Here is a 16,388-nt window from a genome sequence, read left to right on the forward strand (position 1 = left end):
ACCACAATCTACTTAATTCGTTGATTTTTCCATTTTTGGGTGTAAAGCTTGTCACTCAGTTATCCTGAGTTACTTTGTCATGTGTTTAGTCTAAACTCCAGTACCAACCATTCCGATAAAAATTCACGCATTCACGCATTCACGCATTCACGCATTCGCGCATTAAAGACATTTTCAGTCGGGGATTTAAATCCCAACTGAAAATCTGCTAAGTATAGACTTTGTAAAATAGTGGTCTTCAACCCTCTGAATTAGGATAAAAATTATATCTTCTTGGGGATAAATTTACCAAATGAATTAACACTAAACCTGTAATGATTCCATTGACAATTCCCATTGTCGCTCCAGCGATCGCTAAATGAAAAACACTTACCTTAGCTATACTCTTCAATCCCCAAAATAAACTTACAGCATAAGCGAAAGCATTAGCATTAATCAAGCAAACTACTTGTTTTATCACTAATCTTAGACATTTCCTGATAGCTAAAGCTTGAGCTAAACCCATCACTGTCCCCATAGTAGCGCCGAGCCACAATAACCTGAGAAACAGTAATGAATTTGGTAATACCTCAGTAGTTAAAGCTAATTCTAAGGCTGTAACCACACTTACCATCAACAAAAATATCCAGCCGATCAAGGCTCCAACCGTTGTTGCAATTAACCAATAGATGAAATTAAGAATATAGTGACGCAAAACAAAATATTGAGCAATTCCTAATACAATACCCCTAATTAAACCGATGAAAATTAAAATCTCATTACCATTCACATCTTCAAACATTGTGACTGCATTATTTACTATCGCAATCAAAGTGAAATTGAAAATCTCTGCAACTACATTTGCAATTACCCATCTTTTCCATAAAATGCACCCATGTCTGCGGTAAAAGTTTCCGGGTGTGGGTCTTATACTTTGCATCGTCACCTCTCTCACAAAGCTAATTATTACTACCCACATTTCCCGAAAACTCTTATCAAACGGGTTTTGGGTAAAATTTATCCTTGAAGTAGCTAAAATTTAAGCACCCAAAAATATACCCCAGCTTTGACCAGAAGCGAGTTTGAAAGTCCCAACTGGTAAACTTGCTGCAAAGGTACTACGGACATCTGCAACTAAATCAAAAACAGACCCTCTAGCAACAAATAAATCAAACCCAGCAGCATCTGGTCTAGCAAAATAAGTTTCACCGATTCCTAACTGAATCACATCTCCCCTAGATAAATCGGAAATTTGAGCATAATCTGCATTACCAGCAAAACCATAGTAAGACCCACTGCGATCGCCTAAAATAAACGCATCATTATTGCTACCACCAACCAAAATATCAAATTCTCCTTTTCCTCGCGAAAATTGATTGCTACCTAACAAAATGTCATTACCAGCATCACCTACCACCAAATCATTACCAGCAGAACCAATTAAAAGGTCATTACCACCAGCACCAAAGAGTGAATCATGACCAGCAAAGCCATCAATCGTATTATTGAAATTATTACCAATGACTTTATCTCGATTAGCAGTTCCCAACACATTGGTAAAATTCACAACTTGAAAATTCAAGGAGCCAATCGTTGGGATATTATTAACAGTAAGTCTATTTTGACTTAAATCAACATTTAATGATGCTCCTCCTGAACCACTAGCAGCATTAATTGTATTACCTTGAACATTAGGAGCAATGATTCTTTCAACATTTAATATTTGGTCAGTTCCAAAACTACCTTTACCAATACCACCACGGGGAAAAAGAGAGATGGCTTGTCTAAAATTACTGTAATCAACAGTATCAAAACCATTACCACCAATAATTACATCATTTCCAGGCGAAGAAACGAAAATATCATTACCTACAGAACCCAAAAGTCTATCATTATTTTGAGTACCAAAAATTGTCATTTATTTGCCTCCAATTGTAATAGTTGAGTAGGTGCAAAAAATTGTTTTCAGAAATTGGGCAACATTAAATAGCAGATAACAGCTATTTAGAAAAGCTTTTCCAAATAATCCAGTTGCACTAATTAATAGAATTCCTAGAGTAGCAGTTGTCTTGAATTTCATCCTCTTGATTATCCAAAATACTAGATTTTCAGAAACGATGAATTAATGATTAATGGTGTAATAACTTTGGGTTTTAGATTTTAGAACTTATATATATCCCCATATCTAAATCCCAAAACTTTATTCGCTATTAGAATTTGTAACCAACACCAACTTTCCAAAGTGTTCCACCTCCATTAGTGAAATAAGTTCCATCACCATAGAGAACAACATTTTGGCTAATAGCTCCCTCAGCACCAGCCTGTACAACAGCACCAGTACCCAAAGAAACAGAAGAATTACCATCACTTATAGAAACCGCAGAACCACCAATACCTGCGTAAATATTTGCGGTTTTACCAATACCTAAATCATAGGTAACAGTTGGTATTACTAAAGTTGCACATAAACCACTATCACAAGCACCAGTAACAGTAGTTCGTATCGAAACAGGGTTTAAATCGATACGTCCTGTTACAGCAGCAGCTGCACCACTTCCATCAGCATTAACACCGATACCGACATAACTCCCGCGCATTCCTTCTTCTGCATTAGCTGGAGAAGTTTTGATGAATATGGGAACAGATGCGATCGCACAAACAGCACTTATCGTCACCACAGAGTTCAAGAAGTGTCGCATAATAACCTCTATTCAACTAAGTTCTTAATTTTTTTCAGCTTTAGGAAATACAAACTCAAACACTTGCATCATTACTTTTTGGCTGTAGGACTTGCTGTTTGAGCCATCAGTGCTTTCACTGACATTTTTATAATAGAGACATAATTATTGAGATAAAATAACCCTAGCTACCAGTCTTTTGGCACGAAGGTTTATAAGTCATGGCACAAAACTGCAATCAATGAAGGCAGAAGGGAAACCTCTCCCATAAAGGGAAGAGGTATGAAACGGACGTATCTTTTCTCGTGCTACGCCTGGAGCAAAGAATGTTTTTAATTTTTTGCCCACAATTCCACTCGCTTTGTACCTTTTCTGCCTTCTGCCTTCTGCCTTCATTGATGACTGTGAGGATATTTTTTAAGTGAACCTATATCTAATAAATCTATATATATAAGGATTTACGCATAAAAATTCTTGGAAAGATTGGTGGTAAGTTTACTATTAACGCCGCCAATCATACATTAGTCGCCCATGACGATCGCGCACAAGTTGCCATTCTCCATGACGATATGGTTGTCCGCGATAACGTATAGAGCGATAACGTCCTCTATAATAATGTTTTCGAGTTCGTCGGTGTTGATAATATCTTCCAGTTCGTTGCCGTCTATGATAACGTTGTCGATTCTGTTGGTGAGCTAACAAAAGCTCTTCACTTTGCTCTCCAAGTAATTTTGTCTGTGTGTCAATACTCTGTTCGTTGAACACATGATTGAGGGTAGTATCCTTAGCTTCAGCCAAAGTAGGTGGATATATGAAGGCTAAGAGCAGGAAAATCATTGAGGATAGCTTTTTTAAACGGTTCACGTTTTTGCTTTTCCTAGTTTATTGGTAATCATTTTATTTAATACTTAATTTGGGCAACTATATAGTTCAAAATTTACCAACTTGAGGAACGTAAAAGTAATGAAAGTAACTAAATTTGAAACGCTTGCTAAATCTCCTGAATCCGGCAATGGAAGATTCGGCAGAAGTGACATAGTATTTAGAAATACAGGAATAAACTCAATATTTTTATGTAATTATTACTAATATTTTGCTACATTTCTACTACAACTCAACAATAGAAACTAAAGCAAGAGAGTGATGTCTACGATGAACTGCGTCTACGTATATCTTTAATAAGCGATCGCTTCTTGGGTTCCCAGGCTGCGGATAAATCAATGTTTCCCTCATTAACTGAGATTATGAGTGTATATTTATACTGCAAAATTTCTTAGAGGAAAACTGGTAACTCAACTTTCCTCTAAGAAAAACTTAGGATTAATGGCGCAAGCCCCCGCCGTAGTCGCATATTCCGGTAGTTTGCTTTTTTTCGCACTCTTCATAGCCTTGCTTTCTTGCGATCGCTTACTTGGTTGCTGCAAAAGTCGTTATTTTACCGCTAATAGTGAGGTTAGGGACTTCCAAGAAATAAATTACTCAGCAAAAATCATAATTTGATATCTATAAGATAATGATAATCATTCTGACGAGGGGGTGAGAGGCGTTTCATGAAACGTCTCTAAATTTAAATTCATACTTCGATTCAGCAACGCCGATTGTGGATAGGCGCTGATGATGCGATGCCTACGACAAGGCACTCCGCATCTACGCACTTTTAAGCAAAGTAAGTTGCTATTGCACCAACCTACTTCACTACTTCTAAGGTAATCGACATCGCCGCCAGTTTAGTTGTATCCACACCGCGCACTCCCGCAGGTAACTGCTGACTTTCACCGTTGGTTCCCCTACGTGTAGCAGTATCTAAATCTTCGAGTAATTTATCTGTTATATCCAAAAACTCGTCACTAGCAGGGACTGGACTGCGTGTAGTATTGTCTCCTCGTTTGGCAATTTTTTCCAGTGCTTTGAGTGACTCTTTTAATGGAGATGTACTAGCAATAATTAGGGCTTCGGTAATTCCTGATGGTTCGCTAATATTAAGTATCATCTCATCATTTTCGGGAATCACTCGCTTTTCACCTGGTTCTATCAAAACTGCATCTTCTTGATAAGCCATTTGATTATCAGGGAAAATTACTGCCATTTCCCCTTCAGCATCAATTACTAAAATGCTCAAGTAAAGAGGTATTTTTTCTTGATTTTCTACTTGAAACGCTATTTGCGTATTAATAGGTAATCTGGCAATCTCACCATCTTTAATTTTAGCACTATTTGCAGGTTTTTGCGCATTTTCTCGACCGCGAACTGTAAAAGATTCACTCACAATTGTTTGGCTATTAGCGATAATCATCGAAGCGTTAACTTTGAGGCGTGATGTATTGGTATTGCGTACCATTGTCTTGACAATTCGCGCTGCTAATAATGATTTTAATTTAGAGTTTAATCGCTCTACCGCCGCGGGGATAGTTTCATTAGCTTCGCCAAAAGATTTAGGAATGATTTGGTCTAGGGATGGGGAAAATAAACCTAAACTTCCCACGGGGCGGAGATTTGGGGTTTTAAATTTTTGTAATTGCTGATATCTTTCTTGGGTCATGCGACCAAAGATATATTGTACCTCTTGTTGTCTCAAAGGTACGGGTGTAATCCGGTTGAGCGCTTTTAACGCTTGTGTGGCTTGGGCATTACTGTTACTATCAAATAAATCATCTAGCCCAATTTTTAAAGTTATATCAATGGGAATACCCCGCAGACGTTCTTGTAAAATTGTGCCGGCTGGTAATTGATTGCTAACTTTTGAATTGGCGTTAATTCTACCTTTAGCAACTAACCCTTGACGAGATTCTAAATTAATTAATCCCCGTTCTTTACCGTTGCTATCGACTACAGTAAAAGCTGCATTTTCTTTGTTAAATGCATCCAGCGATCGCGGATCTACACCACCTAACCACAATTCTACTTCGTTGCCTTTGCTTTGAGTCACAACGGCATCGGCGTAGGATGTGGTAAAAGGTGTAAAGTAAAGCGGTGGGTTAGAATTACCTTTGACGTTGACTTCTAACTCTGGGTATTGAAATCCAGAATTTTGATATGCTAGATTTGCAGTAGTTCGACTGACATCAGCAAATACTTTGTTGACAGATTGATTTGCTGGCTTTTGCCATAAATAATAAGTCAAAGCATAAGTAAATGCGCCTGCATAAAAACCACTAAAAGTTGCATCAACAGCAAATTGATCGCGTTTTGCAGAAGCGAGAACAACTCCTTTAGCTATGTTTTGCCGACGCAGTTTGAGAAAATCTGATTGTGACAAATTTAATTTTTGTAACCATTGACGCTGATACTCAAATTCTGCCGGCATAGCTTGTAAATTTTTGCCTCCGGTAAGGGTACGCACCAGAAAATTTCCTCGTTTTGCGCCACCAGAATGACAGCAATCTAAAACAACGGTGACGTTATCTGTTTTTAATGCAGACATGAGTAAAAACAGAGTATGTCCCATGATATTGTTGACTACGCCACCGCGATCGGGATATCCTGGAGGTAAGCTAGCATCAACGGGAACCAGGGTGCTATTAAGTCCAGATTCGTGGTCTTGATCTGGGTCAAAAACTTGAGAACCATGTCCAGAAAAGTGAAATACGACAATATCCCCTGGTTTAGCTTGGTTGATGAGGAGTTGTTCAAAGGCTGTTAAAATATTTTGGCGTGTAGCTTGGGCATCGGTGAGGGTAACAATATCTTGAGAGCTAAAACCAAAGCGGTGAATTAGCAACTGTTTTTGTAACTCTACATCATAAGTGCAACCTCTAAGTGGCTGAATACCATTTTGATATTCGTTAATTCCCACCAGTAGCGCCAGCTTGCGGGGTGCATTTTGCGCCAGAACTTTGGCGTATTTATCACCCTGGTGGATGATATCTAACTGGCTGAAACCAATACTCGCCAATGTGGAACCAGCAAATTGCAGAAATTGACGGCGTTTGATTTGAGTCATAGGTTTTAAATTTGAGATTTGAGAGTTGCTGGTTATTTATAGTTCTGGGGGTATGGGGGGGTATGCAATTTGGGGAATGAATTTCGGGGACAAGGAGTGATCTGTCTCATTAATTTTGCTCTTTTGCTAGATCCCCGACTTCTTTAAGAAGTCGGGGATCTGATCGCGTATGGGAGGGTATGCAACTTGGCGAATGAATTTCGGAAGGGAAGGGAGACAAGTCGGACAAATCCCGCATTTCTCAAAATTTGTGACAAATCCAGGTTTAGTCCTAACGCACCCCACCAGATGAAAGCTAATTTACTACGTAACTCTCACAATTCAATTTAAAGTTTCCGTAAAACTGCATACCCCGACACCGCCGAGAAATATATTGATTTGTAGATCAAAATCAGTATAAACGCTCATGACGAAGCATAAGAAACTCCCTGTGTTGGCTTCTCGCGCTGTGGTTTTATTTTGCTCCCTGCTGTTATTATCCGAGTCAACAGTTGCCAGTGTGGGGAGTTATGGGTTAAAAATTGCCCAGCAGCCAGCGACAACCAGCCAAGATGCAACTCGTGCGGAAGCGGAAAAGTTAACGCAGGAAGGAAGAGAATTATTTCAGCAAGGAACAGCAGAATCATTGAAACAGGCTATTGTTAAATGGCAAGAAGCGCTGAAACTGTGGCAGCAATTAGGTGATAAGGGATGGCAAGCGACTACACTCCTTGGCATTGGCTATGTCTATTCCTCATTAGCGGACAAGGAGGAGGCACTCAAATTCTACAACGAAGCTTTGCCTTTGATCAAGGAAGAGGGGGATAAAGCAGGTGAAGCGGCTACCCTCAACAATATTGGCAGTGTCTACGACTCATTAGGAGACAAGGAGGAGGCACTCAAATTCTACAACGAAGCTTTGCCTTTGATCAAGGAAGAGGGGTATAAGGCTGGTGAAGCGGCTACCCTCAACAATATTGGCGTTGTCTACGACTCATTAGGAGACAAGGAGGAGGCACTCAAATTCTACAACGAAGCTTTGCCTTTGATCAAGGAGGAGGGGAATAAGGCTGGTGAAGCGGCTACCCTCAACAATATTGGCGCTGTCTATGACTCATTAGGAGACAAGCAACAGGCACTCAAATTCTACAACGAAGCTTTGCCTTTGATGAAGCAGATGGGGGATAAGGCTCTTGAGGCGACTACCCTCAACAATATTGGCAGTGTCTACTACTCATTAGGAGACAAGCAGCAGGCTCTCAAATACTACAACAAAGCTTTGCCTTTGACCCAGCAGGTGGGGAATAAGGCTCTTGAGGCGGCTACCCTCAACAATATTGGCATTGTCTATGACTCATTAGGAGACAAGCAGCAGGCTCTCAAATACTACAACAAAGCTTTGCCTTTGATGAAGGAGGTGGGGAATAAGGCTCTTGAGGCGGTTACCCTAAATAATATTGGCAGTGTCTACGGCTTATTAGGAGACAAGCAGCAGGCACTCCAATTCTTCAACGAAGCTTTGCCTTTGCTCAAGCAGGTGGGGGATAAGGCAGGAGAGGCGATTACCCTATCGAATCTTGCTGGCTTAGAACGCAAAGCGGGTAATCTCCAAGCTGCACTGACACAAATCGACAGAGCCATCCAAATTATCGAAGATTTACGCAAAACATATACTAACAAAGACCTGCAAACCACCTATTTCGCCACAGTTCAAGATTATTACAAATTCAAAATCGATTTGTTGATGGAACTGCATGAAAAAAATCCATCAAAAAGATACGATGTATTAGCACTCAACACCAGTGAAGCATCCCGCGCCAGAGGATTAGTAGAACTGTTAACCGAAGCACGCGCCAATATCCGCAAAGGTGCAAAACCAGAACTCTTGGCAGAAGAAAGCCGCATACAAGCTTTAATTGATGGTAAAGAAAAAGTACGGTTTGAGATAGTTAACAGTGATAAAATTAAAGACCCCATATATAAAGCCAACGCTGAGAAATTACAAACAGAAATTGATGAACTCCTCCGCCAACAAAAGGAACTGGAAACGAAAATCCGCGAAACTAGCCCTCAATACGCTAACCTCAAGTATCCCCAACCCCTGACTTTATCGCAAATTCAGCAACAACTCGATAAAGATACCCTGCTTTTACAATATTCCTTGGGTGAGGAACGCAGCTTTTTATGGGTGGTTTCTCCCAATTCTCTCGATACTTACGAACTTCCTAAAAAACAAGAAATAGAAAAAAGCGCGATTAATTTATTCTGCCTGATTAGCCAAAATAGTTCTAAACCGCCTTCTGCAACTAATAAAGAAAATCCTTGCGCTGGTATCAAAACTCGCCAGATTGATATCGCCGCCAAGGAACTCAGTCAACTGATTCTTGCACCTGTGAAAGATAAATTGGGGACAAAACGCTTAGTAATTGTCGCTGATGGTGCTTTGCAATATATCCCCTTTGCCGCTGTGGCTGATTTAAATTCTCAACCCAGTTCTACACAAGGTCAAGGGGAAAAAGATAAACTATTGGGAATACAGGTGAGTGTTTCTCAAGAAAAACAAAAAAACCCTGACTGTGTGGGTGGTGGTATTAGTAGCTGTCCTGGTAAAAATTCACCTGCAAATAAATTTGACTACCAACCGCTATTTATTAACCACGAAATTGTCAGTCTTCCTTCTGCTTCTACCATTGCCATTCAACGCCAACAACTCGCCACCCGTCAACGCGCACCCAAAGCTTTAGCTATTCTCGCTGACCCAGTATACAGCGCTACCGATGACCGAGTTACCACCGCCAAAAATAAACAACTCCAGCAGCAAGATGACCTCGATTTAGAGCTAGAACGCTCTGCCCTCAAGCGTTCTGCTGATATCCTCAATCGCCAAGGTTGGAAACGACTTTTCGGTACACGCACGGAAGCCCAGACAATTTTTAAACTCGTACCAGAATCTAAAGGTGTGGAGGTCTTTGATTTTGCAGCTAACTATAATTGGGCTACCAGTGGCAATCTCAATCAATTCCGAATTTTACACTTTGCTACCCACGGTTTTGTGAATGATGCTAACCCAGAGTTATCAGGGATTGTGCTGTCTCTGGTAAATGAACAAGGTAAAGATATTCGCGGATATCTGCGGTTAGCAGATTTGTTTAACCTCGATTATCCCGCAGATTTAATTGTTCTGAGTGCTTGCGAAACCGGATTAGGTAAGGAAATTCAAGGCGAAGGCTTGGTAGGCTTGACAAGAGGATTAATGTATGCAGGTGGAGAAAGATTAGTAGTTTCCTTATGGCAAGTTAGCGATCAAGGAACATCTGAGTTTATGCAAGAATTTTACAAGCAAATGTGGCAGCAAGGCAAGTCTGCAAATCAAGCATTGCGGGCGACGCAATTAAAAATGTGGGAGCAAGAGAAATGGCGTAATCCTAATTATTGGGCGGCGTTTACATTTTTGGGTGAGTGGAGGTAATTGGTCATTGGTCAAAAAGTAGATTTAGGGTGTGTTGTTGAGTAGCGCAACGCACCAACTTACTATCATTATTGGAAAAAGAATGTGACAGATGAGCAGGTTGGGGAAGCAGTGTGTTAGAGAGTTTCCCTACTAGGACTTACGCACCGAACAAAAAAACCTCACAAGGGTGGTCAAAAGTCAAAAGTCAATGGTCAAAATTCAGGTTTTTGGACTATGGACTATTGACCATTGACAAAAAGCATGAAAAATATATGACACTGCGTAAGTTCTACCTACAACCCCTAATCCAATCAGGTTCAGTTAGAGGCATCACTTTCCAAATGAGTCACAGAGTTCTAATATGTACTTGAAAATATATGTATTTAAGTGCATAATTAATGAGTTGGGTTGTTGAATTTCATCAAGATTTTGAACCTGAGTTTGATGCTTTACCAGAAGAGGTGCAAAACAAGTTACTTGCCCGTGCTAGTTTGTTGGAAGCGTTTGGTTCCGAATTAGGACGGCCTCAAGTTGATACCCTGAATGGTTCACGACATAGCAACATGAAAGAATTGAGGTTTAAAGCAGCAGATGGTGTTTGGCGTGTTGCATTTGCATTTGACCCCAGACGCTATGCAATATTGCTAGTCGCGGGTGACAAATCAGGTGGTAGTGAAAAGCGTTTTTATCAGCAACTGATCAAGATAGCAGATGACAGGTTTGACGCACACTTAGCCCAGTTAAAAACTCAACAATAGCAAAAGCGAAACGGGACTTATGGGGAAAACTTTAAAAGAAAAATTAGAACAGTTGTCACCAGAAAGACGGGAAAAAATTGCAGAAGAATCTAGTTTACTGATTGCGGAGGAAATGACCAGACAGCAACTAAGACTTGCACTCAAACTCACCCAAGAACAGATGGCAGAACTTTTACAAGTTGATCAAGGAAATATTTCTCGCTTAGAACAGCGTACCGACTTGATGCTTTCAACTTTGCGGAAATACATTGCAGCAATGGGAGGTGAGTTAAAACTTGTTGTTGAATTTCCCAACCGTCCACCAGTCACGTTAGTAGGTATTTCTGAACTTAGCGAATCGAAAAAAGATGCATAGACGCATTCGCAAAATGTTTAGGGACTTCCAAATAAAAAAATATTCCAATCATTAACTTACCAAACCCGCAACTCGTAGGGGCGGGGTAACCCCGCCCCTACAATTTGGCATAATTTATTTTTTGGAGTTCCCTTAGTAGAGACGCGGCTTGTCGTCAGCAGTCAATATAGCTTTCTGATATTGCTTTAAACTGAAGTAACCGAACCCTCTACCAAGATAGGCGTATGGCTAAAATCTAAAGTGGTATAAAAAAGCCCACCTACCCCGAAAGAAGACTAGAGGTTAAAGGTGGCCCTTCGTATTAACTTTCAGATGGCGGACGGAGTGTAGCGTGCGTGGCTACTTATCCTGACATTATTGCACTGCTTATTTTTTTACACTCTGCGGCGGATTTGGCTCGACTTCACATAATTTCTTTAACAAATCTGTTGTCTGCTGCGGTGATAATTCTTTGTCAAGATTAGGAACAGAATACACTTGCTGCAATACATCAGACCATAACTCCTTTTTAGCAAAAAAATCTGCTTTTTCTAGAGCAATTGTTTTCTCATCTGCACCTTGGGTTTGCAATCGCTGTTCCAAAATCTTCAATTCATCAGTTATTTGTTGACGTTCTTGTGCATCCATCAATTGAAAATTTGCCAATAGAGAAGGATTTTCACCAAGGAAAGCTTTCCACTGATATTTTTTACCTGGTTGTAATGCTTCTTCGCCTGAATAAATTGCTAAATTATTTTGCCCAATATTTTCTAAATCCCAAAAATTCTGACGATTGGGTAATTTGGCTACTGCAATTTTCTTTAACTTACCTTGCCATAAAAACATTGGATTAGTACTATAAATTTTTCCATTAGGAGATACGAGACATAAATCACCGCGTGAAATTGGACGTTCTTTTTTCTTTCCTAGTAACCAATCAATAATACCTGTTAAAGATGTTTTTTGAACTTTTGTTTGTCCGATTGTGATTTCTGGAGTAATTAACAAAGCCGGAACAATGGAAACTGATGCTAAACCAGTCAACATCAACAAGCGAATTCCAGTCATTTTATTAAGCATTTTTCTTCCTCAATCCCGATAACGCATAAAACCAGAAAGTAGCAGATGGTAAAAACAAAGGTACTAAAAGACTGAGCGAGATATACATTTGCATTGATATCAATGCATAAATGAAATTACCACTGGCGAGTAAAGCAATTAATAAACGACTGCTGCGTTTACTCTGCTGACGTTGTCTGAGAAATATTTGTGTCCCTTTTCCCAAAAATATGACAATTCCAATAATCCATAAATCAGGAATGGGGATAATTAGGTGTTGTTTGATGAGGTTATGAGTCATGTAAGCATTGATTTCTACCCCTGTCATATCTCTTAGCAACCCAGTTGTAGGATTTTGCATCCGCCAATAAGCTACCCCCAGTGGTAAAGAAAAAATATCGCTATGTCCATCTGATAATCCCGAATCTTTATATCCAGCAGCACCAATTAATACAACTTGCTGTTTTAAATTTTCTTGATTAAGAGTTGTATCTTTTTGTAAAAAATGACCTGCATTAATTACCTGATAAACTTGATTAGGTGGTATTGAATAGTCAATAATTGGATATAACCAAGCTTGCCAAAAATATTCAGAAAAGCTACTCAGCTTTGACAGACGTAATTTGCGAAGCTTTTGAGCTAAGGATGAATTTGCTGGATTTTCACCAAGATATTTAATTAAATCGGTACGTAAATCATTATTTCTTGAAGATTGCGGCTGTGGCAGATTTTCCGGTAACTTTTCTTGATTTATCCAAGATACCAATGTTATTAAGTAAGTAAAAGGGCAGCTTTGTATACAATCTTTATTTGTATTTACTAATGACAAATGACCAGAAAGGTGATCCACATAGCCTTGCTGAGTTTGATTAAGATTAGCAACCCTTTTATTGACAGTTTGCTCTTGATTATCATCTTCATTTAATATCGAGCCAAAGATAAACCATGTAGAATTTTTATTGATGGAATTTACCACCGATTTGGCTAATATACTATCTTCGTCTGTGACTCTATCAAAGAGATAGTCTATAGCAATAACCTTGGCATTCTCTGTTGTTAATTTATCAATTAATCTGGCGAAATAACTCCGGTCGAGGGGATTAAATTTGTTAGCTTTAGTCTCAACTGCATTTAAAGATTTTTCATCAATGTGAATTAATAAAACTGGCGGTGTTTTGTCTTGTGGTATTTGCTGAGTCACATCCCGATAAACTGCTTGCATACCAATTTGCATGTCGAGTACAGTTTTACGTACAGGAGGAAGAAGACTTAAAAGCACTAATGTGACTAACGCCAAAATTTCACAGCTTGTTGGTAACCAAGGCTTAATTTTATCGCTAGGTTGTAAACGGAATAATTCGGCGTTGGGATGACGAAATAAAGAAGGAATCAGGTAAGCACTGGGATAGGTAAGATTTTTTTCGACTTTGAGATAATCGCTTGCTGTTAATAATGCTTCGTGAACATCTTGATATTCTTTTAGCGCATTTAAAAATTGGATAAAAAACTCCCCAGCTACGCGATTATGTATTTTTTCGCGCATAATTGCAACTTGACTTAAGCCTAAGTCAATTAATTTATTTGCAATACTTAAACCATCACAAGAATTAAAGATAGCGAATTTTAAACCGTTATTAATGGCAGTTGTTAAGGGCTTTTCAATTTCACTTAAAGATATGCTAATATTAGGAGCGATGGATATCTGACCACCAGTAAAAGTAGTTTCATTACTGTGTCCTGCAAAAAATAGCATATCCCAGCTTTGAGCAGTCAGGGTGGTAATTATTTCATTTTTCCAATTATTAATATCTTTTTGTTTGTGCCAACGAATTGATTTAACTTTAACATTGGCTACTTTTTCAAGTGATGATATTGCACGTGATTCATCTGCGAAACTTAACCCAGTATCATCGCCAAAGATAGCTAAAATTTTAGCTTTTCTAGCGCTTTTGGGAAAGTAAGTGGTTACTTCTTGTCTAATATTCAGTGGTTGACGGACAATCCGCAGTTTGCTAGATGTAAACTCTGTGCCGATTTCCCATGCTTCCCAAGGTAAGTATTCTAATTCTGGAGCGTTACAACTAATAAATATATTAATCTTGCTAGAAGAAGTTCCTTTTAATTCATTGTTGTAATTCTCTATGGCTTGCTTACTAATTTTTGTCCGAATTTCATATAATTTTTCACTACGCAACCATTGATGAAACTCGTATAAAAGTTTAGCTTCTGCTTGTACTAATTGAGCTTGCCAATCAACAGGTGGGGGTATAATCACACCCTTATTTACAACTTTACCCCGCAATTGGTTGCTGTAGAAATTAATATAAATTTTCTGCCATTGCTCATGGGAAGCGATAATATTTTCTGGATAACTAATTTCAGATGTGATGTGCTGACCCTGTCCCCAGGATAGTTCAAATAAACAAGTCCGATCAACTTTTTGAATTTTTAAATAAAAATTAGTCACGTCGCTTTGCTCCGAATTCAAAATTCAAAATTCAAAATTTAAAATTAATCATCGCTATAACTGAGTTAAGGGGTTGTATCCTTTTCGTTTAAACATAGTCTGTGGTGCATTGCTTCATCCTTTATTATCTGTGTAATTACTCTTAGTTCTCAGCGATGAGGGGGTATGCAGTTTTGGCGGCTAAAGATATTGTCGAGTATTTACCTGAGTAAAAATGCTGAAGATTTCGTGAATTTATGGCGCAAATCGCCAAAGTAGGTGTAGGTTCAACAGTCAACAGTCAACAGTCAACCGTCAAAAGTTAACAGTCAACAGTCAACCGTCAACAGTCAACCGTCAACGACTTAAATATTCCCAGTTTCCTGTTTACCTTGTAATATCAAAGGCAAATGGCGGTAATGTCACCTCTATATCATCACCTAAACTTGCAGTCACAATAAACTTCTCATCCCAATTACCAACTAAACAGGTATATAAATAGGAATTGCGCTGTTGTGGATTCACGCTTTGTTCTAGCAAAATCCCGGTTTTATCGCTGACTCGGAATTTGAAATTTTCTGGTAGGGTATTTGGGGAAGTAGCACCTAAAATTAATAGCAAACTCCATAAATTAGGCTCATGTACTGTCGAAGAGTTCCAGGCGATCGCATATAATCTTAGAGGAATTCCGGCTAAGAGGAAATTCTGATATCCACTCCTAGCTACTAAGGGGATTTCTAAACCTTGTGCTTTTAATTGTAATGCGATCGCGTCTAATTCCTCGGCTGGGCTGCGCATTTCTCTTAAAGGTGCAAATCTTGGTAATAATGTCCAAGCTAGGGATTCCCCAATTTCGTCTAATTCATCCCATAACCAGCGTCCGACATTAATTGCTGGTTGGGTAATTAATTTAATTAAATCTCGTAGAGATGCTGGGATTAAAGGTGTTTCTGGATTTTCTTGATTTACACCACCGGTTTGGAGTTTGTATATCAAATCCATCAATTCTACAGAAGTTAAAACAGCGCTTCCTTGTTGCCAATTTAAAATTTGCCAAAGTTCGGTTTCTGGTGTTTGTAATTGCCAAAGTAAGGTGGCTAATTCACTTTCTTGCGCCGCTAATGTTTGCTGGCGATTATTTGGTATAGCTGGTAAGTTAATTGCATCTGGTTGTAGAGCTAGTAAATAGAGTAACAAGCGGTTTTGGTCGTTGTCAAACCAAGTTAAAGGTATTTCATAATTCCAATCTGGTTGGGGTAAGATTGTCTGGAAATTTTCCAGATTTTCTCTTAATTGGGGATAGGAGATAAATCCTCTGACAATCCCCAATTCTTGTGATTCTAAAACTTCTATAAACACATAAAAATGGGGAACAAATTCGGGGATATCTACGACTATTCTTGATAAAGGTATTTGTTCATCCCAGGAATTACCTATGGTAATTAGGCAAAGTTTAAAATTCCCAACTTGTAAATTGGCAATATTAGGAATAATATTAGCTAAAGCTGGTTTGGTAATTGTACAATCTGCCCAATTAACAATCAGATTATCATCACGCTCTTGTAGCCATTTTTTTAAGACAAATAACGCTAAAGCATTTAAATAAGTTTGCCATTGACGCCCATCATCAGGAATTGGGCGACTAAATTCTATAGCTTGATGCATCTCTTCAGCATCAAGGCTAATGGCTTCAGTAGGTAAACGTTCAAATTCAAATGACATGGGTAATGTATTCATAATGTTGCAAAAATTAAATAATTGTCG

11 protein-coding genes are annotated in these 16,388 nt (G+C 38.9%); 3 read left to right on the forward strand and 8 right to left on the reverse strand.

Annotated elements, in window-relative coordinates; genetic code table 11:
* Positions 1-238 precede the first annotated feature (238 nt).
* From AACW45_RS04790 to AACW45_RS04810, 5 genes are all read right to left on the reverse strand, one after another.
* Positions 239-919, reverse strand: coding sequence for a hypothetical protein (locus AACW45_RS04790; protein ID WP_190631622.1), 681 nt, complete (start codon positions 917-919; stop codon positions 239-241).
* Positions 920-1,018: 99 nt separating this feature from the next.
* Complete coding sequence (locus AACW45_RS04795) at positions 1,019-1,897, reverse strand: calcium-binding protein (RefSeq protein WP_190631883.1); 879 nt, start codon at positions 1,895-1,897, stop codon at positions 1,019-1,021.
* A 292-nt stretch (positions 1,898-2,189) separates the two neighbouring features.
* Complete coding sequence (locus AACW45_RS04800) at positions 2,190-2,678, reverse strand: hypothetical protein (protein WP_190631624.1); 489 nt, start codon at positions 2,676-2,678, stop codon at positions 2,190-2,192.
* A gap of 480 nt (positions 2,679-3,158) precedes the next feature.
* Complete coding sequence (locus AACW45_RS04805) at positions 3,159-3,521, reverse strand: hypothetical protein (protein ID WP_190631627.1); 363 nt, start codon at positions 3,519-3,521, stop codon at positions 3,159-3,161.
* Between the two features lie 823 nt (positions 3,522-4,344).
* Positions 4,345-6,597, reverse strand: coding sequence for a caspase family protein (locus AACW45_RS04810; protein ID WP_190631629.1), 2,253 nt, complete (start codon positions 6,595-6,597; stop codon positions 4,345-4,347).
* A gap of 406 nt (positions 6,598-7,003) precedes the next feature.
* Between AACW45_RS04810 and AACW45_RS04815 the strand changes: the two genes are divergently transcribed.
* From AACW45_RS04815 to AACW45_RS04825, 3 genes are all read left to right on the forward strand, one after another.
* Entirely contained in the window at positions 7,004-10,045 is a 3,042-nt protein-coding gene (locus AACW45_RS04815; RefSeq protein ID WP_190631631.1) for a CHAT domain-containing protein, read from the forward strand.
* A 380-nt stretch (positions 10,046-10,425) separates the two neighbouring features.
* Positions 10,426-10,785 carry a type II toxin-antitoxin system RelE/ParE family toxin gene (locus AACW45_RS04820; protein ID WP_096647387.1) on the forward strand — a complete coding sequence of 120 codons (360 nt, stop codon included), beginning with the start codon at positions 10,426-10,428 and terminating at the stop codon, positions 10,783-10,785.
* A gap of 19 nt (positions 10,786-10,804) precedes the next feature.
* The gene (locus tag AACW45_RS04825) at positions 10,805-11,140 is read left to right on the forward strand and encodes a helix-turn-helix domain-containing protein (RefSeq protein WP_190631633.1); all 336 of its coding nucleotides are present in this window, start codon (positions 10,805-10,807) and stop codon (positions 11,138-11,140) included.
* A 366-nt stretch (positions 11,141-11,506) separates the two neighbouring features.
* Here the strand turns inward: AACW45_RS04825 and AACW45_RS04830 are convergent, their stop codons facing one another.
* The 3 genes from AACW45_RS04830 to AACW45_RS04840 all read right to left on the reverse strand — a co-directional run bounded on the left by AACW45_RS04830 (position 11,507) and on the right by AACW45_RS04840 (position 16,361).
* Entirely contained in the window at positions 11,507-12,199 is a 693-nt protein-coding gene (locus tag AACW45_RS04830; protein ID WP_190631635.1) for a DUF928 domain-containing protein, read from the reverse strand.
* Complete coding sequence (locus AACW45_RS04835) at positions 12,192-14,645, reverse strand: CHASE2 domain-containing protein (protein ID WP_190631637.1); 2,454 nt, start codon at positions 14,643-14,645, stop codon at positions 12,192-12,194. Before AACW45_RS04835 ends, AACW45_RS04830 begins: the two co-directional genes overlap by 8 nt.
* 366 nt (positions 14,646-15,011) lie before the next feature.
* Positions 15,012-16,361, reverse strand: a complete 1,350-nt coding sequence (locus AACW45_RS04840; RefSeq protein WP_190631639.1) for a DUF1822 family protein — start codon at positions 16,359-16,361, stop codon at positions 15,012-15,014.
* Between the last annotated feature and the right edge of the window lie 27 nt (positions 16,362-16,388).

It is taken from the genome of Calothrix sp. FACHB-168, from assembly GCF_963889195.1.
Classification (GTDB): domain Bacteria; phylum Cyanobacteriota; class Cyanobacteriia; order Cyanobacteriales; family Nostocaceae; genus Aulosira; species Aulosira anomala_A.

Excerpts from the sequence above, each read along its gene's own strand:
- AACW45_RS04790 (WP_190631622.1), bottom strand. The coding sequence starts at position 919 with ATGCAAAGTATAAGACCCACACCCGGAAACTTTTACCGCAGACATGGG.
- AACW45_RS04795 (WP_190631883.1), bottom strand. The coding sequence starts at position 1,897 with ATGACAATTTTTGGTACTCAAAATAATGATAGACTTTTGGGTTCTGTA.
- AACW45_RS04800 (WP_190631624.1), bottom strand. The coding sequence starts at position 2,678 with ATGCGACACTTCTTGAACTCTGTGGTGACGATAAGTGCTGTTTGTGCG.
- AACW45_RS04810 (WP_190631629.1), bottom strand. The coding sequence starts at position 6,597 with ATGACTCAAATCAAACGCCGTCAATTTCTGCAATTTGCTGGTTCCACA.
- AACW45_RS04815 (WP_190631631.1), top strand. The coding sequence starts at position 7,004 with ATGACGAAGCATAAGAAACTCCCTGTGTTGGCTTCTCGCGCTGTGGTT.
- AACW45_RS04820 (WP_096647387.1), top strand. The coding sequence starts at position 10,426 with ATGAGTTGGGTTGTTGAATTTCATCAAGATTTTGAACCTGAGTTTGAT.
- AACW45_RS04825 (WP_190631633.1), top strand. The coding sequence starts at position 10,805 with ATGGGGAAAACTTTAAAAGAAAAATTAGAACAGTTGTCACCAGAAAGA.
- AACW45_RS04830 (WP_190631635.1), bottom strand. The coding sequence starts at position 12,199 with ATGCTTAATAAAATGACTGGAATTCGCTTGTTGATGTTGACTGGTTTA.
- AACW45_RS04840 (WP_190631639.1), bottom strand. The coding sequence starts at position 16,361 with ATGAATACATTACCCATGTCATTTGAATTTGAACGTTTACCTACTGAA.